General features: G+C 51.7%; 20 protein-coding genes. 15 read left to right on the top strand and 5 right to left on the bottom strand.

The features are described 5' to 3' along the window. Positions 1-10 precede the first annotated feature (10 nt). On the bottom strand, positions 11-1,369 hold the full coding sequence (locus HBA55_RS25980) for a UDP-glucose dehydrogenase family protein (protein ID WP_166997462.1): 1,359 nt from the start codon (positions 1,367-1,369) through the stop codon (positions 11-13). A gap of 42 nt (positions 1,370-1,411) precedes the next feature. Further along, on the bottom strand, positions 1,412-2,308 hold the full coding sequence (locus HBA55_RS25985) for a LysR family transcriptional regulator (protein WP_166997464.1): 897 nt from the start codon (positions 2,306-2,308) through the stop codon (positions 1,412-1,414). A 178-nt stretch (positions 2,309-2,486) separates the two neighbouring features. Here HBA55_RS25985 and HBA55_RS25990 point away from each other — a divergent pair, with 178 nt between their 5' ends. From HBA55_RS25990 to HBA55_RS26035, 10 genes are all read left to right on the top strand, one after another. Then, complete coding sequence (locus HBA55_RS25990; RefSeq protein WP_166997466.1) at positions 2,487-3,710, top strand: acyl-CoA dehydrogenase family protein; 1,224 nt, start codon at positions 2,487-2,489, stop codon at positions 3,708-3,710. 14 nt (positions 3,711-3,724) lie between these two features. Next, positions 3,725-4,753, top strand: coding sequence for a phosphotransferase family protein (locus HBA55_RS25995; protein WP_166997468.1), 1,029 nt, complete (start codon positions 3,725-3,727; stop codon positions 4,751-4,753). Positions 4,754-4,830: 77 nt separating this feature from the next. Next, positions 4,831-5,595: a glucose 1-dehydrogenase gene (locus HBA55_RS26000; protein ID WP_166997470.1), complete on the top strand. Its 765-nt coding sequence runs from the start codon at positions 4,831-4,833 to the stop codon at positions 5,593-5,595. Between the two features lie 82 nt (positions 5,596-5,677). Next, a complete protein-coding gene (locus tag HBA55_RS26005) occupies positions 5,678-7,417 on the top strand; it encodes an SLC13 family permease (RefSeq protein WP_166997472.1) in 1,740 nt (579 codons plus the stop codon). A 105-nt stretch (positions 7,418-7,522) separates the two neighbouring features. Further along, positions 7,523-9,229, top strand: coding sequence for a bifunctional sulfate adenylyltransferase/adenylylsulfate kinase (locus HBA55_RS26010; RefSeq protein ID WP_166997474.1), 1,707 nt, complete (start codon positions 7,523-7,525; stop codon positions 9,227-9,229). 110 nt (positions 9,230-9,339) lie between these two features. Then, complete coding sequence (locus tag HBA55_RS26015) at positions 9,340-10,917, top strand: AMP-binding protein (protein ID WP_166997476.1); 1,578 nt, start codon at positions 9,340-9,342, stop codon at positions 10,915-10,917. Further along, complete coding sequence (locus HBA55_RS26020) at positions 10,907-12,835, top strand: methylaspartate mutase subunit E (RefSeq protein ID WP_166997478.1); 1,929 nt, start codon at positions 10,907-10,909, stop codon at positions 12,833-12,835. Before HBA55_RS26015 ends, HBA55_RS26020 begins: the two co-directional genes overlap by 11 nt. A 24-nt stretch (positions 12,836-12,859) precedes the next feature. Then, entirely contained in the window at positions 12,860-13,108 is a 249-nt protein-coding gene (locus HBA55_RS26025) for an acyl carrier protein (RefSeq protein WP_166997480.1), read from the top strand. Continuing rightward, entirely contained in the window at positions 13,105-13,977 is an 873-nt protein-coding gene (locus tag HBA55_RS26030) for a hydrolase 2, exosortase A system-associated (RefSeq protein WP_166997482.1), read from the top strand. The genes HBA55_RS26025 and HBA55_RS26030 overlap by 4 nt, the downstream gene beginning before the upstream one ends. After that, complete coding sequence (locus tag HBA55_RS26035) at positions 13,974-14,858, top strand: hydrolase 1, exosortase A system-associated (protein WP_166997484.1); 885 nt, start codon at positions 13,974-13,976, stop codon at positions 14,856-14,858. The genes HBA55_RS26030 and HBA55_RS26035 overlap by 4 nt, the downstream gene beginning before the upstream one ends. A gap of 183 nt (positions 14,859-15,041) precedes the next feature. On the opposite strand, the gene HBA55_RS26040 is transcribed toward HBA55_RS26035, so the two are convergent. Further along, positions 15,042-15,734, bottom strand: coding sequence for a hypothetical protein (locus tag HBA55_RS26040; RefSeq protein ID WP_166997486.1), 693 nt, complete (start codon positions 15,732-15,734; stop codon positions 15,042-15,044). 1,224 nt (positions 15,735-16,958) lie between these two features. Here HBA55_RS26040 and HBA55_RS26045 point away from each other — a divergent pair. From HBA55_RS26045 to HBA55_RS26070, 5 genes are all read left to right on the top strand, one after another. Further along, entirely contained in the window at positions 16,959-18,200 is a 1,242-nt protein-coding gene (locus HBA55_RS26045; protein ID WP_166997488.1) for a site-specific integrase, read from the top strand. A 352-nt stretch (positions 18,201-18,552) separates the two neighbouring features. Next, positions 18,553-19,404 carry a hypothetical protein gene (locus HBA55_RS26050; RefSeq protein ID WP_166997490.1) on the top strand — a complete coding sequence of 284 codons (852 nt, stop codon included), beginning with the start codon at positions 18,553-18,555 and terminating at the stop codon, positions 19,402-19,404. A gap of 104 nt (positions 19,405-19,508) precedes the next feature. After that, complete coding sequence (locus HBA55_RS26055; protein WP_166997492.1) at positions 19,509-21,350, top strand: DUF927 domain-containing protein; 1,842 nt, start codon at positions 19,509-19,511, stop codon at positions 21,348-21,350. Between the two features lie 215 nt (positions 21,351-21,565). Next, complete coding sequence (locus HBA55_RS26060; protein WP_166997494.1) at positions 21,566-21,808, top strand: hypothetical protein; 243 nt, start codon at positions 21,566-21,568, stop codon at positions 21,806-21,808. Between the two features lie 1,315 nt (positions 21,809-23,123). Next, positions 23,124-24,149 (top strand): DNA (cytosine-5-)-methyltransferase, encoded by a 1,026-nt coding sequence (locus tag HBA55_RS26070; protein WP_166997498.1) that lies wholly within the window; start codon positions 23,124-23,126, stop codon positions 24,147-24,149. Here the strand turns inward: HBA55_RS26070 and HBA55_RS26075 are convergent. Further along, positions 24,139-24,810, bottom strand: a complete 672-nt coding sequence (locus HBA55_RS26075; protein WP_166997500.1) for an MAE_28990/MAE_18760 family HEPN-like nuclease — start codon at positions 24,808-24,810, stop codon at positions 24,139-24,141. The two genes, HBA55_RS26070 and HBA55_RS26075, sit on opposite strands and share 11 nt — an antisense overlap. 4 nt (positions 24,811-24,814) lie before the next feature. Then, positions 24,815-25,966, bottom strand: a complete 1,152-nt coding sequence (locus HBA55_RS26080; protein ID WP_166997502.1) for a DUF262 domain-containing protein — start codon at positions 25,964-25,966, stop codon at positions 24,815-24,817. Positions 25,967-26,332 lie beyond the last annotated feature (366 nt).

Genomic DNA, 26,332 nt, shown 5'->3' on the forward strand with positions numbered 1-26,332 from the left:
AAGCGGAAGCCTAAGCTTCCACCGCCGCCACAGAGTGACCTCGCCCTATGGCGTAATAGGTAATTCCCTTGCTCTCCAGACGATCCGGTTCATAAAGATTGCGACCGTCGAAAATCACGGGCTGGGTTAAAGTGCTTTTGATCAGTTCAAAATCCGGCGCTCTGAAATTTTGCCATTCGGTACAGATGACCAGCGCATCGGCCCCCTGCAGAGCAGCCTCCTTGGTCCCCATCAGCACCAGATCGTCTCGTGTGCCATAAATTCTCTGGCATTCCTCCATCGCTTCGGGATCAAAGGCCTGCACTTTTGCGCCCCTGGACCAAAGCGCTTCCATGACTGAACGACTGGGCGCCTCACGCATGTCGTCCGTTTTCGGTTTAAACGACAGCCCCCAGAGTGCAAAGGTTTTGCCCGACAGATCGTCGCCAAAATGGCTGTTGATATAGTCTGCCAATTTCTGTTTCTGGCGCTTGTTAATCGCTTCGACCGCCAATAACAACTCTGGCTCATAGCCAATCACTTCTGCGGTACGCCCCAGCGCCTGCACATCTTTTGGAAAACAGGAACCGCCGTAACCGCACCCCGGATAAATAAAGTGGTAACCAATCCGCTCATCCGAACCGATTCCCTTACGCACCATTTCGATGTCCGCACCAACCCGTTCGGCGATATTGGCCATCTCATTCATAAAGCTGATTTTGGTGGCCAGCATGCAGTTAGCCGCATACTTGGTGAGTTCCGCACTGCGGGCATCCATAAACACCATGCGATCACGGTTACGGTTAAACGGTGCATAGAGATCGGTAAATTGTTCCCGGATTCTGGCATCGTCGTCCTGGGTACGGACACCAATGATAATTCGGTCGGGGCGCATGCAATCGTTCACCGCGGCGCCTTCTTTCAGGAACTCCGGATTCGAGACCACCGCATACTCCAGGTCGGAACCTCTGCTTTCCAGGCAGGCAGAGATCGCTTTGGCGACGCGGTCGGCACTGCCCACAGGTACCGTGGATTTGTTAACCACGATTTTGGGCACCTGCATATGAGTCGCAATGGATTCGGCAACCGACAGCACATATTTAAGATCGGCGGAGCCATCCTCGTCCGGAGGCGTGCCCACCGCAATAAACAGAATCTCGCCGAATTCCACCCCTTCCTCGGCGGAGGTGGTGAAAACAATCCGACCCGCTTCAGTATTGGATTGAACCAGGGGGGTCAAGCCGGGCTCAAAAATTGGAATATGGCCTTCCTTCAATCTGGCGATTTTATCTGCGTCCACATCCACGCAACACACATCGTGGCCGACTTCAGCCAACACCGCCGCCTGCACCAAACCAACGTAGCCAATACCAAATACGGTAACCTTCATTTAATCCTGCTCCCTGGGTTCAGAGGGCAAACCATAATGTGCTCAGCCGTCGCTGTCGAGTACTTGTTTGATCAGAGTTCGCATCCACTGATTGGCCGGATCATCACCCGCGCTTTTGCTCCAAAACAGATTCCAACTCAAGGGTTCCATATCAAAAGGCACCTGCTTGATCGACAGCCCCGTACGCTCCGCCATGACCCTGGGTACCGTCCAGACCAGGTCGTTGTGTAAGGCAATATCAGCGGCCACCAGGTAGTTATGTACCCGTACGGTGATATCGCGTTTCTCCCCCCGTGCGTGGAGGGCGACATCAGCCTGCCCCCGCCCTTTTTTGCGGCTTGATACGTGCAGATGCTGCGCCTGCACGTAGTCTTGAAGCGTGATGTCCCGACCCGCCAGGGGGTGATCGGGACGCATCGCCAGTACATAAGGCAGGCTGATCAAACGCCGGGTCGACAACTCCCGGGCATTAAACTCCGGCGCGTCCAACAGCAGATCCAGCGCCCCCGATTTAAGATCCTCTGCGGCGCTTTGCCGGTCGACGTAGTAGCTGTGGATGCCAACCCCCGGCGCGTCGAGCGCGATCTGCTGGCGCAGCCTTGGCAGCAGTAGTGACTGGGCCAGATCATTCATTCCCAGACGGAAAGTCTTTTCCGAGGTGGCCGGATCAAAGCGGGCATTCACCCCCACGCTCTTGCTCAGTAAAGCAAGCGCCTTGCGAACATCACCAATAACATTGTCGGCGACCGGGGTCGGAACCATACCCTCGGGGGTACGAACAAACAGCTGGTCGTCGAAGGTCTGTCGCAACCGACTCAAGGCGTTGCTGACCGCCGGTTGAGTCAAGTGCAGCAGCTGCGCGACCTTGGTCACGCCTCGCTCGCGATAGATAGCATCGAAGACCACAAACAAGTTCAGATCCACCTTATCCAGTCGCATGACCCGACCCCTGTATAACATTGATTAAATCAATGCTAACACATCACTTAAATAAATTAGGATGATCAATTCCTGAATTTTACAATTGCCCTGTGCAGCTGGCCGTGAGTTCGGAGAATCAAAACCCGTGACCCTCTCATAGCCGTATTTCAACAGAGTTACAGCGCCGGAGTACCACATGTTCGAATTCAGCGACAAATCGAAACAACTGCAGACACAACTGCTCGCCTTTATGGACGAGCACATCTACCCCAATGAACACAACTACGCCCAACAGCTGGCCGACGCCGAGAACCGTTTTGCCCCCCTGCCACTGATGGACGAACTCAAACAGAAGGCCAGGGCCGCCGGCCTCTGGAACCTGTTTGTGCCGGAAGACCACGCCGAATACTGCGATCACGGCGGGTTGTCGTTCTTTGACTATGCCCCCCTGGCGGAAATCATGGGCCGGGTAATCTGGTCGCCCGAGGTGTTTAACTGTAACGCCCCGGATACCGGCAATATGGAAGTGTTTATGAACTACGCCACCAAGGCCCAGCAGGAACAATGGCTCAAGCCACTGCTGGCCGGCGAGATCCGCTCCTCCTACGCCATGACCGAACCCCAGGTAGCCTCCAGCGACGCCACCAACATTGAACTGCTTATCGAGAAAGACGGCGATGAGTGGGTACTCAATGGTCGCAAGTGGTTCATTACCGGCGCCATGTACGAGCGCACCAAGATCTTTATCGTTATGGGCAAGTCCGACCCGGACAACCCCAGCCGCCACCTGCAGCAGACCCAGGTGCTGGTGCCGCGAGACACCCCGGGCATTCAGATAATTCGCCCGCTCACCACCCTCGGTTACGACGACGCCCCCATTGGCCACGCTGAAATCGTGTTCGACAATGTGCGCGTGCCTCTCGACAACGTGCTGCTGGGTGAAGGTCGCGGTTTTGAAATCGCTCAGGGCCGCCTGGGGCCAGGCCGTATGCACCACTGCATGCGCCTGATTGGCAGCGCCCAGCGCTCCCTGGAACTGGCCTGTAAACGCGCCAATTCCCGCACCACCTTCGGTCGCCTGATCAGCAAACACCAGTCCGTGCGTGAAGACATTTCCAAGAGCTTCTCCGAGATCGAAATGGCGCGCCTGCTGGTGCTAAAGACCAGCAACAAGATCGACACCGAGGGTGTGCCCGCCTCTGTGGATATGATCGCGGCCACCAAGACCACCGTGCCCCTATTGGTTCAGAATGTCATAGATCGCTGCATGCAGATGCACGGTGCCGGCGGCCTGACGGAAGATTATTTTATGGCCGAGGCCTTTAACTACGCACGCTGGTGCCGCCAGGCGGACGGTCCGGACCAGGTGCATCAGATGGCGCTGGGCAAGAAGATCATCGACCGTTACAGTGCCGAATAAACAGGACTCGCCCCATGTCGGATACCAAACAGAGCTTTGACTTTGATGCCGCCGCACTGGCGGCCTACCTGGAACAACAGGTGGAGGGGTTCAAGGGGCCGCTGACGGCGGAAAAATTTGCCGGCGGCCAATCCAACCCCACCTTTTTGATCGTAGCGGCCAGCGGCAAGTATGTCCTGCGTCGCAAACCCCCCGGCGAGTTGCTTAAATCCGCCCACGCCGTGGATCGGGAGTTTCGGGTCATGGCCGCCCTGGCCAATACCGATGTACCTGTGGCTCGCGCTTACCATCTGTGTGAGAACGACAGCATCATCGGCAGCATGTTCTACCTGATGGAATTTATCGACGGTCGGGTGATGTGGGATCCGGCCCTGCCTGAAGCCAGCAACGAAGAACGCACTGCCATCTACGACGAAATGAACCGTGTGCTGGCCGCCCTGCACTCAGTGAATATCGACGCAGTGGGACTCAGTGATTACGGCAAACCCGGCAACTATTTCGAACGCCAGGTGGGTCGTTGGACCAAGCAATACCGTGCCGCACAAACCGAGGCCATTCCCGAGATGGAGAAGCTGATGGAATGGCTGCCCGCCAATATGCCCGACGACGACGGACGGGTGGCTCTGGCTCATGGGGATTTCCGGCTCGACAATATGATGTTCCACCCCAACGAGCCAAGAGTATTGGCCCTGGTGGACTGGGAACTGTCGACTCTGGGGCACCCGTTTGCCGATCTGGCCTATCAATGCATGCAGCTGCGCATGGCCCACGGTGGTGTTATGTCCGGCCTCGGCGGCGTCGATCGCAGCGCCCTGGGCATCCCCTCGGAACAGCAATACGTGGCGCAATACTGCCAACGCATGGGACTGACCGAGATCCCTCATTGGCACTTCTATCTGGCCTTCAGCTTTTTCCGCTTTGCCGCCATCTTACAAGGGGTGAAAAAACGCGCTCTGGATGGCAATGCCTCCAGTGAAAAAGCCCTGCAGATGGGTGCACTGGTGGAGCCGCTGGCAAAAATGGCCGCGGAACTGATCGATTAAGTCCTACTATGCACTATTCATAGGGGTAAACACCTATTACCATGCAGAGCAACCAACAGAGATAACGCGAGGCAGTCATGCAAGAACACAATCTCCAGGGCAAAGTCGCCCTCGTTACGGGCGCTTCCAGTGGTCTGGGCGCGCATTTCGCCAAGACCCTGGCAACCGCAGGTGCCAATGTTATTGTCGCTGCCCGCCGCGCCGATCGCCTGCAAAGCCTGGTTGACGACATTCAGACCGCTGGCGGTAAAGCCCATGCGGTATCCATGGATGTCACCAACAGCGACAGCGTCAAGGCGGCGGTCGACGAGGGAGAAGCCACCTTTGGCACTATTGAAGTCTTGGTCAACAATGCCGGCGTGGCGGATTCCAGACGTTTTATCAACGTCGATGAAGACAGCTGGGACTTTGTCATGGAGGCCAACCTCAAAGGCGCCTGGCGCGTGGCCAACGAGGTAGCCCGCCGCATGATCAGCAACGATATCGCCGGTGCCATCGTCAATATCGCCTCGATTCTGGGACTGCGACAGGGCTTTGGCGAAAGCACCTATGCGGTATCCAAGGCCGGGGTTGTGCAGATGACCAAGTCCATGGCACTGGAGCTGGCCAGCAAGGGCATTCGAGTCAACGCCATTTGCCCCGGCTACTTCAAAACCGAAATGAACGCCGACTACTTCGATTCGGACAAGGGCCAGACCTTTATCAAAGGCACCCCCTCCCGTCGCCTCGGCGAACTGCAAGAGCTGGAAGGGCCGCTGCTGCTGCTGTGCGGTGACGCCGGCACCTTTATCAATGGCGCCGCGATACCGGTAGACGGTGGGCACCTGGTCAGCTCACTGTAACGGACATCTGGCGCGCGATAGCGCTTACGGGATCTCTGGGGTAGACTGGCGAGCATAATAAGGAGACGCTTGTAGGATACTAGTGACCTCAGAACTCGCCGCCGCTTGGGTAGCTATCAATTTAATCGGCATATTGGGGCTGCTGGTGTTTACCCGGCTCAAACCCTGGGTGGTGTTTATCTCCTCCAGCGCCCTGCTGTACCTGACCGGCATCCTGCCTCTGGAAAAGGTGGCCGCCGGTTATACCAATCCCTCCCTGCTGGTACTGATACTGCTGTATTTTGTCTCCATCCCACTGGAAAGGACGACATTGGTCAGGCGTACCGTCAGCGCCATCGTCAACAGCGGCAGACGGCGCTCCATTCTGCGGCTGGGAATGTTCAGTGCCTGCATCTCCTCGATCATTAACAACACGGCAGTGGTTGCCGCCATGCTGGCCCCGCTCAAGAAACAGCAATACATAGCACCTTCCAAGCTTCTGCTGCCTCTCTCCTATGCTTCCATCGTTGGCGGCACGGTGACACTGATCGGCACCTCCACCAACCTCATTGTCAACGGCTTTGTGCAGCAGGCCGGGTACCCCTCTCTCAACTTCTTTGAGTTTTCGGCCATTGGCATACCGGTGATGCTGGGGTGCCTGATCACCATGGTATTGATCGCCCCCCGTCTGCTCCCCGACCGGGAAACCCAGGTCAGCAGCGCCACCCAGGAATATTTTCTGGAACGGCAAATCCTCAATGATTCACCGCTGATCGGCCGTTCCGTTCAGGAAAATGGGCTGCGGCAACTGGAAAAAATCTTCCTGGTGGAAATCATCCGCAGCCACCACACCATGGCTCCGGTCAGCCCTCAAATGACCCTGGAGGAAGGCGATATCCTGGTGTTTTCCGGAGATGTTTCCGCCTTCGAACTGCTCGATGACTTTCAGGGTCTGGCGTCACCCGAACACTTTGATCAAACCGTGCGCGAAAACCTGGTGGAAGTCATCGTCTCGCCAACCTCCGGTGTCGTGGGGCGTACCATTAAAGCAGTGGACTTTCGCTCCAAATGCGACGCCGCCGTTGTCGCCGTCAGACGCGGCAGCGAGCGCCTGCAGGGCGGGCTCGGCAACCTCGCCCTCAAGGCCGGTGACTCGTTGATCCTCGCCGCGGGCCACGACTTCTCCCGCCGCAACGAAGCCGCGGCGGATTTTATTGTGGTCGGCGGCATAGAAACCAACCGCTCCCTCAGCAGCACCCGCGAAAAGGCAGTGTTTGCTGGCTTTGGCGTGATCGTGGCGCTGGGTGCAACCGGATTTGTACCCCTGCTCAAGGGCCTGGTGGTGCTCACGGGCATCCTGCTGGTCACCAGAATCCTGACCGTGGACGACCTCAGGGCCCGCTTCCCCTACCAGCTGTTGATCGTGATCGGCAGCGCCCTGGGTCTGTCCCAGGCGATGTTTGATACCGGCCTGAGCCAGTGGATCGGGGATTTCGCTTCCACCTACCTGAGCGGCCTGCCACTGCTGGGCGCCCTTATCGGTGTCTTCGCCCTGACCTGGCTACTGACCGAACTGGTGACCAACAATGCCGCTGCGGCCATTATGTTTCCTCTGGCGATGTCTATTTCGGCTCAGTGGGGGGGCGACTACCTGCCCTTTGTCATGGCCGTCGCCTTTGGTGCCAGCGCCAGCTTTATGTCGCCCTACGGTTACCAGACCAACCTGATGGTCTACAGTGCCGGCAATTATCGTATTACCGATTACTGGCGCTTTGGCCTGCCTGTGCTGGTGGTCTACAGCATTACCGCCCTTACCATGATTACCTGGGTTTACGGGCTCTAGTGAGTGACCTGTGCAGATGGCACGCAATGCTGCACAAAGTGGATATTCACCGTTATACTGCGGGCTGGGAATAACAATCACGACACCTTTTGGGATCTCTGAAGTATGGATACAAGCTCGGCCCACGGCGGCTCTCTGATCGACCTGTATGTTACCGGCGATGCACTTCAGGAGGCGAAAAAGCGGGCGGAACACAATCGCTCCTGGGACCTCAATGACAAGCAGCTGCTGGACTTGGAGTTGCTGCTCAATGGGGCATTCTCTCCCCTGACCGGCTTTCTCAACCAGGAAAACTACCAATCCGTACTGCAAACCATGCGCCTGCAGGACGGTACCCTCTGGCCCATGCCCATCACCCTGGATGTGTCCCGGGAATTTGCCGACGCCACCAGCATCGGAGAAGAAATCACCCTGCGCGACGCCGAGGGCGTGGTCATTGCCAACCTGCGAGTCAATGACAAGTGGGAGCCAGATCGCCAGAAGGAAGCCCAACAACTGTTTGCCACCCTCGACGAAAGTCACCCGGGCGTCAACAGAGTCCTCAATATCAACCACCCGGTGTGCCTGGGCGGCACCCTGGAAGGCGTCACTCCCCCGCTTCACTACGACTTCAGTCAATACCGCAAGAGCCCAAAGCAACTGCGCCAGCACTTCGCGGAAAGAAACTGGGAGCGGGTCATCGCCTTCCAGACCCGCAATCCGATTCACAAAGCCCACGTCATCATGATGAAACGCCTGATGGCCCGCAACCAGGCAAACCTGGTCATACACACCGCGGTCGGCAAAACCAAACCGGGCGATATCGACCACTTCTGCCGGGTGCGCTGCTACGAAAAAGTGCTGTCACATTTCCCGGCCGACAGTGCCGAAATCGAAATCCTGCCACTGGCCATGCGCATGGCCGGCCCCAGAGAGGCGCTGTGGCAAGCCATCATTCGTCAAAACTACGGATTCAGCCACTTTATTGTCGGCCGCGACCACGCCGGCCCCGGCCGCAACAATAGGGGCGGCCTTTTCTATGGCGCTGTCGACGCCCAGGAACTGGTGTCATCATTTCAAAACGAACTCAATATTAAAATTCTCAAGGCACCCTTTCTGCGCTACGTGGAAAGTCGCGGCGAGTTTGTGGAAGAACACGAACTGCTGTCTGGCGAAGCCGGGCTCTATATCTCCGGCGCGGAGCTGAAACAGCTGCTGCTGAAGGGAGAGGAAGTTCCATCCTGGTTTGCCTTTCCGGAAGTGGTGGAAGAACTCAATCGCACGCTGCCCCCTCGCCACAAACAGGGCTTTACGGTATTTTTTACCGGCCTCTCCGGTTCGGGCAAATCCACCCTGGCCAACGGTGTGCGAGTCAAGCTGGAAGAACTGGGTGGCCGGCATGTTTCGCTGCTGGACGGCGACGTGGTGCGCAAGAACCTGAGCAGCGAGCTGGGGTTCTCAAAAGAACACCGCGACCTGAACATTCAGCGCATTGGCTATGTGGCCAGTGAGATTGCCAAGAACGGTGGTATTGCCATCTGCGCGCCGATTGCCCCCTACGCCCAGACCCGGCGTAAAGTGCGGGACCTGATTGAGGAAGTGGGGGCGTTTGTGGAGATTCATGTGGCTACCCCCATTGAGGTGTGTGAGGCGCGGGATCGTAAGGGGTTGTATGCTATGGCGCGAGCCGGGAAGATTAAGGGCTTTACCGGGATTGATGATCCTTATGAAACGCCGGAGACGCCGGAGATGCGGATTGATACTTCGGAGCTGTCGATGACGGAGGCGGTGGAGGCTGTGGTTGAGCGGTTGGGGGAGATGGGGTTGATATAGCCAATTCCAACCATCTAAAATGCCGCGCACCGATGCTGAATTGAGCACAACAGGGTCATCCCTATTTGCGAAGTTAAATGGAATAACAGTAGATTCCTGAGAGAAAAAAAATGAAAAATATTGCTGAAATGTTACGCTGGCGTGCCCTGCAGACACCGGACAAAGCAGCTGTAAAGTTTTTGCAAACTGAACTTACCTGGAAAGAGGTTTACCAGCAGGCTTTCGAGCTGAGCCAACGCCTTGGCGATGCAGGTGTAAGACGAGGTGACGTTGTCGGTATCTATCTAGATCACAGCCTGGGGCAAGTGATTTCTATTTTTGCCATTGCGCTGCGTGATGCGGTTTTTACAATCGTCAACCCTCAGTTGGTACACGACCAGGTCAAGCACCAGGTTCAGGACGCCTCTATGACGGCGATCCTAGGCTCCGATGAGATGCTGCGTCCTCTGCAGGACTTCTTTGCAAACCGAATGATGCACGTGGAATACATTTCCTCAGCTGGACTTGAAGTACGGGATGGGGAAAACCCTGTCGACCTGACAGTCGACACCACCGGCAACATTCCCGCCGATGTGTCTAATTACATCTATACGTCGGGCTCGACAGGCCTGGCTAAAGGCGTGGTAGTGCCCCACCGCACACTGCTGGACGGTGCCCGCATCGTTAGCCAGTATCTGAAAATAAACGCCGAAGACAATATTCTCAGCATTCTTCCATTCAGCTTCGACTACGGCTTAAACCAGCTGATGAGTGCGGTCCACGCCGGTGCAAAGATCACACTGCATCATTTTATTTTCCCCAAAGAGCTGGTGGAGATTCTGCAGTCCGAGGAAATAACCGCGCTTGCCGTGGTCCCTTCCGTATGGCCAAAAATTCTCAAACCCAAACTGCTGGGCAATGTAACGTTTCCTCGGTTACGCTACATCACCACCGCGGGCGGCTTTCATTCCCCGGAATTATTGCACGACGCCTCCAGCTATTTTCCGAACACCGAGATCATCGTGATGTACGGATTAACCGAATCTTTCCGTTCCACTTACCTGCCATTTTCAGAAATATTCAACCGCCCCGGTTCAATAGGTCGGGCGGTGCCAGAGGTGGAGATTCTAGTGCTGAATGAGCAGGGTCAACCCTGTGCACCCGGCGAGAAAGGGGAACTGGTTCACCGCGGCGCCTTTGTGACCTATGGCTATCTCAATAATGCAGAGCTGAATGAAAAGAAGTTTATCCGGCTCAATCACAGTAACGAGTCACGCCTGCCTGAGTTGGCGGTACGGTCTGGCGACCAGGTATCGCTGGACAAAGACGGCTTTATATATTTTCACGGCCGTATGGACCAACAGATCAAGAGCAGTGGCTTTCGCATCAGCCCCGACGAAGTGGCGCAGGCTGTGCTGACTACGCCCGGCATCGGCCAGGCAGTGGTGTTCGGCATGCCAGACAAAGCCCTGGGTGAAGCTATCCACGTGGCTTACGAGAGCTTTAACAACGAACCGGTCGACATTCTTGAAATCAAGCGGCATGCTAAAAATTCGCTGGCGACTTACGCCATCCCGCACCACTACCATTATTACCCTCAAATCCCACTAAATCACAATGGTAAGACGGACTTTACCCGCTTGAAAAACAATGTAATTGCGCAGGCTGCATCTCGCGAAGGACAGGATAAACGCAGCCATGGCCGATAATCCAAAGCAGACTATTCTGCTGGGAGGCATCGGCGGAGACTCCCACTCGGTCGGCCTGAGCATTCTCCGACAGGCACTGGCCGAGCGCTATCAGGTCTTTTATCTTGGCACCCAGAATGCATTGGAGACATTTTTTGAGCACGCGCCACTCTGCAACGCAGTGATGATCTCCTGCATGGACGGGCATGCAAAACGTTACCTGACAAAGTTTCCTGAAATGCTGCTGGCAAATCAGACGCTGGAATGCCGCTGGTATCTTGGTGGCAACCTTACCATTGATGAGGGTATCGGCTATGAAGAACAGTTTCTGCAAATGGGATTTAGCGGAGCCTTCCCAAAGTATGTGGACCTGCAGATCGTAATTGAGCTGCTGGAGCGTGATCTCTTCGGCCTCGATCCAATCCGAAACAACACCAAGATATGGGAACGCGCTCGCGCGATCAATATCAGCGCCTTCAAAGAACAATCTGAGGAGCCTATTCGGCGGGAAGACTTCGACCACATGCGCAAGAGCGTGTTGACCAGCTGGAAAACTGGCCACGCCGCCTCACAAATGCAGGCCAACGCCGATTTCCTTCGAGAGCAGCCTTCGTTCCCTGCGCTGCAACGTGAGGTCCTTGAGGGTGAACGGAAAATGCTGTTGCAGCCACGCTGTGGTGTTGCGTTGGTCGACCAACAAATCGAGTACTTTAAAGCCTTTAATGCTCTAGGGGCACCAGTATTGTCCTATCAGGTGGACTCCTACACCCGCAACAATAATTATGTGGCAGCGGAAGAAGAAATCCGCCACAGTAGCCTGTTTGAGTGCACAATCAACGGTTTCCCCGTAATTAATCACGGTGTAGAGGCTCTTCGAAGAACAATCAGTGAGAGCAAGGTACCTCTTCAGACCCGTCACAGCACGCGCGAGCCCAGACTGCTTGCAGAGGTATCTTACGCCGGCGGTGTCACCAGCTTCGAAGGCGGAGCGATCTGCTATAACATCCCCTACTACAACGACTACCAATTGACCGAATCGATACCCGTGTGGCAGTACGTCGATCGCCTGACAGGACTGTACTATGAGGAGTTCGGAATCGTGCTTGATCGGGAGTTTTTCGGAACCCTGACAGCTACGCTGATACCACCCTGCCTCGCTATCGCTACGGGCATTCTCGAGGCCTTGCTGGCAGTGCAGCAGGGCGTTCGCTGCGTCAGTATCGGCTATGCGGAACAAGGCCACCGATCCCAAGATATCGCAGCAATACGCACCATCCACAAAATAGCTAAGATTGTGCTTGAGAACGCGGGATTTAGCGGCATCCAGGTTAACTCCATTTTTCATCAATACATGGCTGCGTTCCCACCAACGCCGCATATGGCAGAGCAATTGATTCGCGAATCCGCAGTTACCGCTGCCCTCTCGGGAGCGACACGCATGCTCACTAAGACCCCCGTGGAAGCCTATAAGATTCCCACTATGCGAGACAATATCGAGGGACTGCAGCTCAATTTTATCGGCATTCGCGAGGCGCAAAATCATTTGGTCGACGAAAAAGCAGTAGCCATGGAGTGCGAGCAGATAGAACGGGAAGTGTGGTCGATTATTGAGGGCGTCATTCAAGCAGGCCATGGCAACATCGCATCGGGCATAGTAAAGGCGTTTCTCAATGGGACACTGGATATCCCCTTCGCCCCCAGCATTCATAACAGAGGGGAAGTGATGACTGCCCGAGACTGCGACGGAGCGGTTCGCTTTCTCCGCACCGGCAATTTGCCATTCGACAACCTGTCGCGCGAGTTTCATCGCGACAAGATGAACGATCGCAGACGGCAGGAAGGGTTCATGACCGAGGGTAAAAATGATAACGCCCTGGTGGAGCGAGATGTGTTACGCATTGCGCGCGGACAATACGAACAGTGGCCGCTATTTAAATAGCAATCGAGATAAGGGGAAAATACTATGGCCTTGGTTGACGACATTAGAGACCTTCTTTGCAACACTTTGGTGTTAGAGGCAGAAACAGCAACCATGGGTTCGGACTCACCGCTTTTAGGGGCGGTTCGGGAACTCGACTCTGTTGGTGTAATGGCCGTTGTGACAGCACTGGAAGATCAGTTCGACATTGAAATTGATGACGATGAAATCTCCACCGAGGTATTCAAGACCTTGGGCAGCCTGACCTCATTCGTCGCGGAAAAAGTGGGATGAATACAGACGGCTTAAGCCCGATACAGGAATCCATTCACGAGACTACCGCGTCAGCTTCCGACACTCTAATGGAACCCGGCTTTATTGGTCCGCCTGGACAGCAACTGTTCACGCTGGATTTTAAACCAGCCGGCGTGGTGCGCGGCCACATTATCTATATTCCACCATTTGGCGAGGAGATGAACCGCAGCCGTACACTGGCAGCGGAACAGGCTCGCAGATTTGCCCGGAATGGTTACCACTGCACGGTGCTGGATCTCTTCGGCACAGGTGACAGCGATGGAGAGCTGGTTGATGCGACCATTTCCACGTGGCTGGAGAATATCGAAGGGGCGGCTGCAAATTCGGAAACAGAAGGGCTGCCGAAAATTTTATGGGGTTTGCGGCTGGGGGCCCTGCTGGCAATGCACGCGGCTGCCGCAAACCCGGGGCGTTTTCAGCGTTTGGTTCTGTGGCAGCCTGTAACCTCAGGAAAGCGTTTTATGACACAATTGCTGCGCTTGCGAGTGGCGTCCCTGGCGAGTCGTGGTCTTCCTGCGGAATCAACACAGGACATTCGACGTAATTTGGATAACGGCGAAACCGTTGACGTCGCGGGGTACCCACTTGTCGATGCGCTGGTCAGTGATATAGAAAAAATGGATGCAGGGAGTGTACAAGGTTTGGATTCCATAAAGCTGGATTGGTTTGAATATCTGCCTGAGGAAGGGGCGAAACCAGCAATCGGCGTGCAGAAGGCACTGGACGCACTGCGTGAACAGTGCGAGACCGTGCGACTTCACAGTTTCTCTTCACCACCTGTCTGGCAACTTCAGAAACGCTATTTTTCTCATGAGCTGGTCGCTAAGACCACGGGACTGCTGCAATGAATTCTGCGTGCCTACAGAAAGCAGTGACCTTCGACTGCGAAGGTGATCGACTGGTTGGCGTGCTCCATTTGCCTCAAGAGGCCAAAGATTGGGGTGTTATTACTGTGGTCGCGGGAGGACCTCAGTATCGGGCCGGTTGCGGACGACAGCTGTTGCTGATGGGACGAGAACTGGCGGCTCAAGGAATCCCGGTCATGCGCTTCGACCAGCGCGGCGTGGGCGATAGCGAGGGAGACTTCCTTGGATTTCACCGCATGACAGAAGAGTATCGCGCGGCGGTGAAGGCCTTCAAGGAACACGCCCCATCAGTGCGCCATATCGCGTTATGGGGAGGCTGTGACGCAGCGGCGAGCGCCCTGATCCACGGTTGGAAAATCGATGGAATAGACGGCTTAATGCTGGCAAACCCCTTTCTCACCTATCCCTCCAGCAGGGCTAACCTCCAAAGAAAACACTACCTGAAACGACTGGGAGAGCGTTCATTTTGGAAAAAAGTGCTGACCCTACAATACAACCCACTCGAATATGCGGGTGCTCTGCTTGGCCGCCCTACCGCAAAGCCTAAATCCGTAACATCACCCGCCGGCGATGGCGACCAGCAGCTTGTTCATGTTCCGGAGGACTTTGGGGATCACATGTTGAAGGGCTTGAACCAATTTCAAGGTCAAGTGCTGTTTGTGATGAGTGAACACAGCCCCACTCGCCGAGAATTCGACGAGATTATTGCGGATCATCCCGGCTGGGGCAAAGCTTACCGGGATTGCAATGCCAAACGGGTAGACCTACCAGAAGCCGATCAGACTTTTTCCACAGAGGGCTCTCGTGCAGCGGCGAGCGAGGCGGCACTGGAGTGGTTAAATCTGCTTTGTGCGAAGCAGTAACTGACAAATAGCAATCTCTGCTTTCCGGCTCTGCAAGCCCAATGCGGGGAAATTAAGAGTTAGTGAGAATTTGGGGCGGCCATTCAAACGAACCTGAACGACTTACTGTCTCGTTGGACATGTATCATTCCTTTTGAACTGTAAATATAGGCTTTCTAAACAGTCACCAGCCCCCCAATTGGACTAGTCACCAGCCAAGGTTATTTCCAAGTATTCCCATTGACTCACAATATATTCTGACAGTGCATAAATAAAAATAGCGACCCCAAGCATCTCTAAAAGCTCTTCACATGTATAGAAAATAGCATAGAGGAGCCCTTTGGAGCCTTCAGTCTCAGCTCGCCACCCTCCTAGCATTTCGAATCCTACCGCACCCGATACAAATATAAATCCAGAAACTAGAAACAGGACTCTCGTTTTCCCTGGCAACTCCCGCAAAAACTTTAAATACCCAATCAAAAAAAACATCAACGCCACTCCATAAGGAATGACCCAGGCATAGTAAAAAAGCCCTGAAGTGGCTACCACACTTTTAGTGGGTCCCGAAAATTGTTCATGAATTGATGACGCTTCATCAATGGACAAAAACAGAAATATGAAGGCCAGCAACCCCCACAAACGAAAAGTCTGCTGCGAGCTCCTATGCATAAGAGTAATGATTACCAACAAGACGCTCGCGAACATCAATGCTATCGACGAGTAAAGCGTTGGGATATTCTTTTCGGCCCTAAAGTCAAACAAACGAACAAGCCCGAAAACGTGATCGTGGTCAAAATAAAATCTGGATATCAATCCCACAACGTTAGCAACGAGCAGAAAGAGAATGACCACCAGGAACACAGTCAACAATTTCTTGGGACTAAACACTAGCCTCATCGGCACCCTCTCCTTGTGCAGCTCAAACAAGCCTGTAGGTTTTCATTCGACCAAAAGAACCTTCACATACTCAAAAAAGTCATTCAGCGCAGGCGCCAGCGGTCTCATGCCCAAACATAAAGCAACCAGCGAAGATAGCGAAGCGTGAAGTAAACCTCATCCTCTACTTTCCAGTCAAGGCGCAAGGCGGTCGGGTTTGGAACACGGAAATCGTTATCGGCATTAAACCTGGCTGGAAGGCACGCATTTCGAGCGATATTGAACCAAGAGTCAGCCAGGAAGACACTCTGGGATGGCTTTGGATGAAATACTAACACGGGGCCTGCGTCATTCTCCATAGCGACAACACTCTAGCGCTCGATATTCAACCAACTTGCTCTGAAGAGTACGTCAGTGCATTCCCCGCTTCTCGATCTCCTTTTCTCCGCAACAGTAATCCTCAAAGATCTCTTCACCTAACTTATGCTTTTTGCACCAAAAGGCGATCACGCCTGCCCTGGCTGCTGGAGCGAGCTGGACGAACTTGTAAACCCTTACTCAGTGCGACACACAATAGCAAAGAGGCTGAGAACTTGCGGCGTGCAGCCGGGGCGTATATCCAGTCTACTGGGGCACAAACGACAAGACAGTGAGATCACAGAGATCTATGCCTCATTCGACCCCGAATATCTCGCCGATACGCTCGAAGCAATTGAAGCGTACTTCGCAACAATTTACGACCGATACTCAAGGCTGAGAAGCGTTGATTGGCTGAGCGAATATCAGCCTCGTTGCGATCTCATTGCGAAATTTGAAAGGTGTGCACGGTGAGCACGGAAATTATGCGCACCCCAAAACGACGAAACCCCCGCAGCATGTGGCTTGCGAGGGTTTCATATTTGGTGGGCCTAGCGGGATCGAACCGCTGACCTCAACACTGCCAGTGCGCTTCCGGCTCAAGCACCATACACCTGAATACCCGCTAATACACCAAAATAGGCCTTTAAAATCAATGAGTTGTGATGAGCTGCAATTCACTTTGAGTTAAAGAGGTGTATTGAAGTGTATCTCAGTGTATGAATTTGGGACTTAATAGGGACTTAAGCTGAAATTGCCCGGGAGCCCCTATTAGCACCATCCCCTATGGTTCAGTTAATCCTGAATACCAGGAATTAACCGTACCGCATATTCCCCTTCTGCTCTTTAGCCTCTCTTCCCATTATCCACAACGAAGAGATGCTCATCATGCAACTTAAATTCACCGAAAAAGCTCTTAAATCGCTACAAGTCAATAGTAAACCCTACGAAGTGGTCGACCTTGCGCTTCCAGGTTTTCGCCTCAGAGTACAACCGACAGGTGTAAAGACTTTCGTCTATTGCTACAAGGACCGAACTGGCACTAAGGAGCGCTACACCATTGGACGCTTTGGAGTCCTGACTCTGAGTCAAGCCAGAGAAAAGGCAACTGTGCTAGCAGGGCAGGTCGCCGACGGACGATCTCCTCAACAGGAGAAGCGGGAGTCCGTTCAGAAGGCCAAAACAGAACAGGGCCTAACCCTGCAGTCATTTGTGGACAAGCACTATAAACCATGGGTATTAAAAAACATGAAAAGCGGCGAAAACACTCTTAAATTGCTTGAACGCCACTTTTCTGAATTTGTTGATAAACCCATGGCCAAGATTAGCCCAACACAGCTGGAGAAATGGCAGCTTAAAGAGATGGACCGTGACATCAAGCCTGTCACGATCAATCGAAACTTGGCGGCACTGCGTAGCGTCTTTTCCAAAGCACTCTCGCTGCACCTTATCGACAGCAACCCATTAAAATCTATTAAAAATATCACCGAGATAAAGGAAGACTATAACCGCTATCTCGATTCCGCTGAGATGTCTCGCTTAATGGCCGCCCTTGCAGACAGAGATGGTGAGCTGCGTGAAAAACGCAGCCGAGGTAATCAGTGGCGCAAGGACAGGGGCTATAACCTTAGGGTGCAAATAGGGGGTGAGGAATACCCAGATCACATTTCACCAATGGTGCTATTGGCCATGTATACCGGCCTACGTAAAGGCGAAATCTTCCGCCTTGAATGGAGCGATGTGGATTTTGACGGTAATTTAATCACCGTCCGGGGCGTCAATGCAAAGTCTAAAAGAGTTCGGCGGGTACCAATGCACCCCAAGGTGCAACGCATGCTTGAGTCATGGCACCGACAACGCCAAACCCAATATGCACTGGTGTTTCCCAATCGCAATGGAAACCGTTTCAAGGACATCAAAAAGGCATGGTATAGCCTCCTAGAACGAGCCCAGATCAGTAATTTCAGGTTTCATGATCTTAGGCATCACTTTGCAAGCCATCTGGTAATGAAAGGGACACCAATCAACACCGTTCGCGAATTACTAGGTCACGCAGATATTGGCACTACCTTGAGGTACGCGCATTTGGCTGATGAACACAAATCTGATGCGATATTGGCCTTAGACTGACCTTCAGGAGGGGTAGACCAGTTAATTCTTCCAGCGGGAATTTAACTGGCCCTACCTCCTGCTTGCACATCCCTACCATGGCCACTCAATTCATTAATTGGAAACAACCATGGAACAGTTCAATACCCCCCTATTTAGCACATCAGTAGCCGCTCTATATCTAGATGTGAGCACTGAATGGTTAAAACGTAAACGAATAACCGGAAACGTCGGTGGGAATACAGCAGGCCCCAAATACATTAAGATCGGCAGACTAGTGAAGTACCGAAAGGTCGATCTAGATCAATATATCGCCGACATGCCTAGTTACTGTCATGTCGCCGAGGAAACAATGATGTAATGGAGTCCAACCATGAATGACGCTATCAAGGGTTTTTCAGATGACAGTTTGAGAGAGTTCATGGATATCGCCTCAATGGGCAAGCTCGACTCGGACTTGCCCGATTTCAGCATCTTCCCCAACCAGGATATTCTCTATGCCTATCCAAGGAAGGACCCGGTATTTCCTCTCATAAAGCCTCAACAGTATTTCAGCGACTGGAAGCCTCAGATGGCACGAGCCAAGAGGCACTTCATCTATGAAGCCCTATTTGCAGCCCCTGAAATCCAAGAAACTGTAGAAAGGTATCTTCTTCTGTTTCCAACCTACCAACATTCTTTGCTCGATGAATTTGAAAAGGGTGCCTATCTTGAGTACGGGAAGCTACAGACCTTTGCGGAGCTGACCTACTATTACCGGTTACACACTCGAGATGTTTCGGTGGCCAGCGGGAATTTTGACAGTAGCTTCCAACCTAAGGTCAAAAGAGCCCGTGAAAATATTGAGGAACTTGAAGACGCAGTTGAATCGCTGCAAGAGAGCCTCTCGGGGGTAGATTTTTCCCTGCTGCAGATGAAAGATGAGGAGGAAGTGTTCCTTCAGCAACTTATGACCTTCCGATCAACTTTCAAATCGCGAAAAAATGACCTCGGGATTGTCCGCCGCACCTCAAATAAGACTCACCCAGACCGGTTGCTTGTTGCCCGGGTTGGATACAGCTTAACCAGAGGCTACGGTAAAGAGATTCCAGATTTTACTGATCTTGTGCACAACCTCTGCAAACCTGCGCTTGAGAACGCCAAGATAAAACCGGGGAAAATCGAAGAATACCTAGAAACAATTCCGGTGCTGGTCAGTCAGGCAGAATCCAACAAGAACAGATAATCTCGTCATTTAGATTTTAACTGAACCTGGAAAAACCTCCTCCTCCCATATTCTCCTTTCTAGCGGCAATGGTGCCGTGAATTTAAAATTTTTTAGGAGAATAGATGATGAATAATCCTACTATTTCGCTGCCAGATGGCAGCACTATTAACATCCCACAGTCAGAGGGCTATATTGCCGACACTACTGGCATTTATGAAGGCTACTCCGTGATGGAGTCCCGTATTTGCGACCCGATCTGGCTGGATTGCAATATTCGCTACCTTGAAGACCGCTTGACCCTAGCTCGCATCAAGTTCATCGACACGGCAACTGGTGAAGTTCAAGTTCACGATTGTCCGAGATCCCAGCTGATCCCGGACTACGCTGTGGGCCTGATCAAGACTTTGGCTGATTACGGTTTCAATATTGAACCTGGCAAGCAGCAGAAAGTCCTGAAGTACCTTCTAGCCCAATCAAGTGTCAACCTAAAGATGGCCGTTAAGAAAACTGGATGGTACGAAACACCAGAGGGCCTGCGTGGCTTTGTCTTGCCGGGTAAAACCTTCAGTCCTGACACCACACCTCCCCTATTTGTCCCTGACTGCCCGAGCCCAGTACACCGAAACATGGGGGCTAATGGGGCTCTGGCTGATGAGGTGAGGCACATTAACACCATCATTAAGGGAAACCCCTATTTGATATTTCTTCGCGGAATTGGCTTGGCCGCCCCCTTTATGGAACCCATGGAAGTAGAAGCTGGAGGATTCCACCTGTACAACCATAGCTCACGTGGCAAAACCACTATGGCTCAGCTTGCAGCATCGGTGTGGGGCAAAGGATCTGACCCGCAAATGGACTCCAGAGGTACGATCTTGCAGCGCTGGAATACCACTGCCAATGCGCTAGAGGGCACTGCCCAGTCCTTCAACGATTTGCTGTTACCGATGGACGAGATTGGTACCAACAACACTAAGAACTTCGGTGCAGCAATTTACAATCTGATTGGTGGAAAAGGAAAAGCCGCGATGACAGCTAACCGCACCATGAGACAGGAGTATACGTGGCGCAACCTGATTGTAAGTACAGGAGAATATTCCATTGCCGACCACGTGGCCGGTAGCAGTGGTTCCGAGCCTGCCACCGGTCAAAAAATACGCATGTTGGATATTCCTGTTCCAGATGACATATTCTTGCAGACTGGAGGTCTATCGAACAGAGATTTTGCCGACAAAATCAAGATGATCAGCTCCAACTACTATGGTGCTAGCGGAGAAGCCATTGCTGAGCATCTGGTGTCTGTAGTCAATGATCCGGAAAGGCTGTTTGAGCTGAAATTAGAATACCGCGACATCACCGAAAGACTTGTTGGTAGCATCCAACCCCCTGAGCAACAGAGAGCAATCAAGCGCTTTGCTCTAGTGCTGTTGGCTTTGGTCACTGCCGCCAAGCTCGGGATTGTTGATATCACCGAAGAGGAGGCTCACATGGCAGTAAAAATGATCCAAGACAGCTGGCTAGAAAACTCCCCTCTGCTTTCTGATGTCGATGCGGCGCTCTACAACTTGGCGAAAAGGCTGCGCACTGAGCGTGGTTTATTCGCTGACGCAGAAGATCCCAATCCAAGAACCACGGGCCGCATCGTAGGCTACTATGATCGCCGCACAAGACGACATATGATTCTGACTTCGGAGATTACTAGTCTGTTTGGGAATAAGGCAGGCAAGAACAAGGTTCTTCACAAGTTACGAGACCTCGGCTATCTGCACCAGAACAATACTGACCGAGGCAAACCACGCCTCACTAGCAAGCATAATATTGGGAGCGTAGGAACCATAAGTGCGTATTGTATAGAGCCAACCTTCTTGGAGCACTTTGAGGTGGAAGCAGCACCAATAGAAGAAGTGACTGCATACAAGCCTACAGCTGCAAACGACGACCTTCCTTCGGAAGCGTTTGCGGGATAGCTTAACTTTCACTCCCACATAACAAGAACGGGAATAGCGGGAATAGCGGGAATTCGTCCCGCCCTTCCCGTAGATCCCGCTTTTTTGAAACCACCCTCGCTACACAGGTCAGTGTGTGCTAATGGCACGTAGGGATATACGAGAATATTCCAACGCTCTCCTTCAGGAGGGCTATGCTTGCTCACATAGCTTGCCCCCCCTATTAGGAGACTATAATGGCTATTGCCGCATTATTATCCACCCCCGCTGCGGCGGCATTATTGTCGAATCCACCAGCAGCAATGGTGGGACTTCTCGCATACGGCTTTTATGCCGCATCTAGAGCTAATATTGAGCGCTGTGCGGCAGAGAATGTAATGGCCATCATACAAACTGCAAGTAAAGCAGGAGCGAAGCCAAAACGATTATCAATGCGCGTAACAAGTGAAGAGACTCACATTGAAATTGAATTCGATTAAATTTACTGCTGATTAAGAACTGAAAAAGAGGCTTGATTTGTATAGCCTTGCTCGCTTTATAAAAAATTTGGCTGTACGGGTCCTCTAGACCAAATATAAATGCCCTCTTGAACGTGCATTTTTGTATATATCACATATTGACGGCCTTCTATTAACATTCCGGTAGAACAATCTGCTTTCTCATTGGGGTCCTTGCACCTTGGAGAGCTTTACCTGCCCTCCAGGTGTAACCCTAGCCCTTAGCCTATTAACGGGGTAGGGTCTTGAAATTGCCCCCTGGTTGTAAATCTACACAGGGATTTCTAATCAACCGATGATTGGAGTTGCCTGCATATTGATATTGACCTCTTTATTCCCCTATTAGCCCATGATTCGAAGGTTCAACGCCAAAAGAACATACCATCTCCGTACTGATAATGTGCCGTCACAACATCTACCTTCGGTTTTCACAATATTGCCATAACCCTATGGAGGTGCTTCCCCCAAAATTTGGCTTGCTAAAAAACATCTGTGAAATCATTCCCTCTGATGACGATCTTGGACCTTGCTGCATCGCCTCCTGATATCTACGAACGGCGGAAGAATACGCGTGATAGGTTTCTCAGTGTCTCTGAGAGGCCTTTACAATAGGTCTGATTAGCAGCAGTGGAACAAGAACCCCTGACGCCGGTTGTAGGCAAATAGGAGGAGGTACTTCACCTCTAGCATTGCCCTCTGCAACATCGTCTCCTCTGTCTCGTCCTGAGGCGCCTACAACCGCCCTCAGCGGTTTGCAGTAAACCCCGCCACCCTTTTGAATACTATTCACAATCTGGAGGACATCATGAAAGTTTATAGCCCCTTGCAATTCCTTTGGCTACTGATCAAAAGCAAAGCCCTGTCATCCAGCCTGTGGGACTGGATTCTACTACTCCTAATTTCCCTATTAGCGGTCTGGATCTTCGATATTGTTATTCAGATCCTGATCTCGGTGACTGTATTGGTATTAGCATTCAGTGTCTTCAAGAAGGCCTTGATCTGGATAATGGGTCAATATTCCACCTCAGGTCGTCATGCAGAGCTGTATAGCGGCCTATATTCACAGAATTCAGTAATATGACCTACCTTCTCAGTTGCACCCGCCCACAAAGGGCAAATCTCGACCACCCTGGTTAATCGTTGACCACCTCCTATGCATTCTTAATAAAACCTAAGAATCCGTCTTTGAGACACCCAGTCTTGTTTTAGGGTGAACGGCAAATAATAGTGGATCTTCTCTAGATCTCGACTTCTCCATGTTAGAATGTTGCACTGATTGAAGAGGAAGGTAACAAGAGTGACCATATCAGCCGTTGACCTATTTTGTGGAGTTGGAGGCCTAACCCATGGACTTCAGCAGAGCGGCGTAAAAGTGACTGCGGGTTATGACACCGATGCATATTGCCAACTGCCCTATGAAGCTAATAACGAAGCTCAGTTCCTCAATCAAGATGTTTCTGAATTGTCCGCTGAAGATCTGAATAAACATTACGATGAAACGAAAATACGGCTTCTTGCTGGATGCGCCCCATGTCAACCTTTCTCAAAATACACTCAAGCTCTCCCGAGAGATGAACGATGGGGCTTGCTTTACCATTTTGGTCGCTTAGCAATTGAACTTCGTCCAGAACTCATAACAATGGAAAATGTCCCCGAGCTAGATCGGCATGAAGTCTTTGCCGAATTTGTAAAGACCCTCACTGACCAAGGATATAGAGTTTGGCACCGAGTTGTTTTTTGTCCAGATTATGGTGTTCCCCAAAATAGGAAAAGACTGGTCTTACTAGCATCCTTGCTCGGAGAAGTAGAGCTTATACCAGCGACTCATTCCAAGGATGAGTATGTCACATTGAAAGAAGCCATTGGTTCACTGCCTCGCCTCCAAGCGGGCAAGACCAACAAAGATGATCCATTACATCGCTGCGCCAACCTTTCAGATATCAATTTAAAACGAATCAAAGCCTCCAAACCAGGAGGCACTTGGAAAGACTGGCCTACAGAACTCCAAGCAGCCTGCCACAAAAGAGACAGCGGAAAGAAATATACCAGCGTTTACGGTAGATTGAAGTGGAGCGAACCAAGCCCAACCATCACAACACAATTCTATAATTATGGAAGCGGGCGATACGGCCACCCGACACAGGCTCGTGCACTGAGCCTTCGAGAAGCCGCTGTCTTACAATCTTTCCCTAAGGATTACAAATTTACGGAAGCTGGTGAGGATTATTCGATCACAAACATCTCACGAATGATAGGCAATGCAGTGCCTGTAGCGCTAGGAAAAGCCATTGGTGACAGCCTCCTGAAGCACATCAAGGCCTAAGATACGTCCGACTTTCTAGGCTGTCGACAATATTGTCTGATATTTCGTAGATGTAAGAAATGACCTCATCGCTGAGCTCACGCAACTCTTCAATTGTGGTCCCACTACCAACTACTGAAAATGTTTTATTGCCGTGAGCCAAGTCATTTCTATTCTGCTTAACTGCTGAGAGGTGTCTTCCATGCCCTGTAGCCGGAAAATGAGTATTACTCGAAAAACCGTAGACCTCTGCTACTTTTTTTATTTCACCCCCGTCAATATTTCCCGAAAACAAGTCCTTACTATTCAGAGTAGCCTCATGTAGATTGAGAGCGAGATCACCTCTTGTCCCTGAGATTATAGACTTAATACTAATTTTGTCCCGCTTTGCTCGATACAAAATCTTCGACTGGAGCGTCTCCCTGAGATCATTGAAGGTCGCGCCTGATGAACTAATGTTGTCATGTATAGCGACAACCGCCCCTCTCATTGTAGCCTCAACCAAATTGTATAAAAGCAGATAGACAGAACCTTTCGTGGTTTTCACCAATAAGGAAGAAACCTCCAACTCTGCTCCCTGGTCATTTGAAAGAGATCTACTAGCATTCAGAAATTCGATTAAGCGCAGATACTCATCTAGCTCGCTTTTTCGATCATCCAGATCTTCTATAATCTGATCCAAACTCTTAATCTCCTGACAGCAGCTGATCTCTTACATACTCTATCCTTGCCTTAACTCTTGGCCTGCTGTTTGCTGCATCAGCAGTAGTGTGCTGCTTGAACTCTTCTGAAAACAACCAATCCGAAATATTTGTTGGCTGAAGATCAGGCTTTTCCATTAGGGCTAGTGCTATTCCAACCGCCAGCGCCTCAAATCTAACCCTTGGAGTGGTTTTCGATCCTTTTGTCTTTTTGAACCCATAAGGAAAGTACTGTTTGGCAAAGAGCATTGTCTTATTGAAAATCTCAAGCATGTCGCCGATTTCCGCATCTTCCAGATCTGCGTTGTTTTCCAAGTATTCATTCAGGAACTCGCGGACCGAATGCTCAAAGCCCTGATAATTTGAGAGATAAGCAAAAAAACGAAGTGAGAACTCTAGGTCTTCTCCTCTCTTCAATTTCGTCGGACTCAGAGGGACAACCTCTTTGAAGTCAGCATTATCTGCACAAACCGCTATAACTTTAGAATAGAGCTTGGAACTGCCATACGCTGAACCCTTGCGAACCTCCATGTCCTTCAACTCGTCCGTACCAGTATTAATTCGCTCAAATAGGTCACGACGCGTAGCCTCAGTACAATCACTCAACTCAATGATTCGAATTGAGATTCTATTGAATCGACGCTGCCGTGAAGCAGGTAAATCGCTGAACCTGAACCCATTAAGTTCAGGGATCAGCTTTAGGCCTTCGAGTTCAAGGTCATTAGACAGAAATGCATGGAGAGTTCTAATTCGTTGAGAGCCATCAACAATTTCTATGCGGCCATCTAGATCAGGGTCTTGAGACTGCACATCTGCAATAAAAATATAGGGTATCGGAAGACCAATAAGCAGGCTTTCAATCAGTCTACTTTGATTATCCTCCTTCCAGACGAAATCCCGCTGATAGTCTGGAACAAAAAGCTCGTTGGTATCATCGGCCAACCCCTTAGAGTATTTGTTGACCACCATTTCAACTGTAAACTCTTTGGTATCGTAATCAACAACCCTTTGATGCTGGCGTATAGCATTATCGGCCTCTGTTTGGTATTGCTCAATCTGACTTTTGAGCTCAACTTTTACCGCATCACTATTTGCAGCATTAAGCTCCTGCTTCAACTGAGATATCGTTTTCGTCATTCCAAGGGGCCTTATCCAGTAAGATCACAAAAATCAACAAATAGAAGCTTACATAGATTAATAGCCAAAAGCCACGCGACACCGTGCATTGATATACAAAGTCATACTAGAGACTCCTACAGCCTCCTCTGAAACGGTGCCTGCTGCACCTTGAATACGCCTGAAACGCGCACTCGTGCCGGATCAGACTTGGTTATCCAGAATGCCATAGGGAATGACTGATGGGCTTCGGCTGGAACATGCACAGGAATAATATTTGCCATGGCGAGTACGTTAACCATGCCGTAAGCGGCTACCTTTGTAGCAACCTCAACCAATAGGAGTTATCCATGACCACCTACAACATCGATTGACGAAAAAATAGTA

The sequence above is a fragment of the Pseudomaricurvus alkylphenolicus genome (assembly GCF_011683955.1).
In the GTDB taxonomy this organism is placed as follows: domain Bacteria; phylum Pseudomonadota; class Gammaproteobacteria; order Pseudomonadales; family Cellvibrionaceae; genus Pseudomaricurvus; species Pseudomaricurvus alkylphenolicus.

Excerpts from the sequence above, each read along its gene's own strand:
- HBA55_RS25980 (WP_166997462.1), bottom strand. The coding sequence starts at position 1,369 with ATGAAGGTTACCGTATTTGGTATTGGCTACGTTGGTTTGGTGCAGGCG.
- HBA55_RS25985 (WP_166997464.1), bottom strand. The coding sequence starts at position 2,308 with ATGCGACTGGATAAGGTGGATCTGAACTTGTTTGTGGTCTTCGATGCT.
- HBA55_RS25990 (WP_166997466.1), top strand. The coding sequence starts at position 2,487 with ATGTTCGAATTCAGCGACAAATCGAAACAACTGCAGACACAACTGCTC.
- HBA55_RS25995 (WP_166997468.1), top strand. The coding sequence starts at position 3,725 with ATGTCGGATACCAAACAGAGCTTTGACTTTGATGCCGCCGCACTGGCG.
- HBA55_RS26000 (WP_166997470.1), top strand. The coding sequence starts at position 4,831 with ATGCAAGAACACAATCTCCAGGGCAAAGTCGCCCTCGTTACGGGCGCT.
- HBA55_RS26010 (WP_166997474.1), top strand. The coding sequence starts at position 7,523 with ATGGATACAAGCTCGGCCCACGGCGGCTCTCTGATCGACCTGTATGTT.
- HBA55_RS26015 (WP_166997476.1), top strand. The coding sequence starts at position 9,340 with ATGAAAAATATTGCTGAAATGTTACGCTGGCGTGCCCTGCAGACACCG.
- HBA55_RS26020 (WP_166997478.1), top strand. The coding sequence starts at position 10,907 with ATGGCCGATAATCCAAAGCAGACTATTCTGCTGGGAGGCATCGGCGGA.
- HBA55_RS26025 (WP_166997480.1), top strand. The coding sequence starts at position 12,860 with ATGGCCTTGGTTGACGACATTAGAGACCTTCTTTGCAACACTTTGGTG.
- HBA55_RS26030 (WP_166997482.1), top strand. The coding sequence starts at position 13,105 with ATGAATACAGACGGCTTAAGCCCGATACAGGAATCCATTCACGAGACT.
- HBA55_RS26035 (WP_166997484.1), top strand. The coding sequence starts at position 13,974 with ATGAATTCTGCGTGCCTACAGAAAGCAGTGACCTTCGACTGCGAAGGT.
- HBA55_RS26040 (WP_166997486.1), bottom strand. The coding sequence starts at position 15,734 with ATGAGGCTAGTGTTTAGTCCCAAGAAATTGTTGACTGTGTTCCTGGTG.
- HBA55_RS26045 (WP_166997488.1), top strand. The coding sequence starts at position 16,959 with ATGCAACTTAAATTCACCGAAAAAGCTCTTAAATCGCTACAAGTCAAT.
- HBA55_RS26050 (WP_166997490.1), top strand. The coding sequence starts at position 18,553 with ATGAATGACGCTATCAAGGGTTTTTCAGATGACAGTTTGAGAGAGTTC.
- HBA55_RS26055 (WP_166997492.1), top strand. The coding sequence starts at position 19,509 with ATGATGAATAATCCTACTATTTCGCTGCCAGATGGCAGCACTATTAAC.
- HBA55_RS26060 (WP_166997494.1), top strand. The coding sequence starts at position 21,566 with ATGGCTATTGCCGCATTATTATCCACCCCCGCTGCGGCGGCATTATTG.
- HBA55_RS26080 (WP_166997502.1), bottom strand. The coding sequence starts at position 25,966 with ATGACGAAAACGATATCTCAGTTGAAGCAGGAGCTTAATGCTGCAAAT.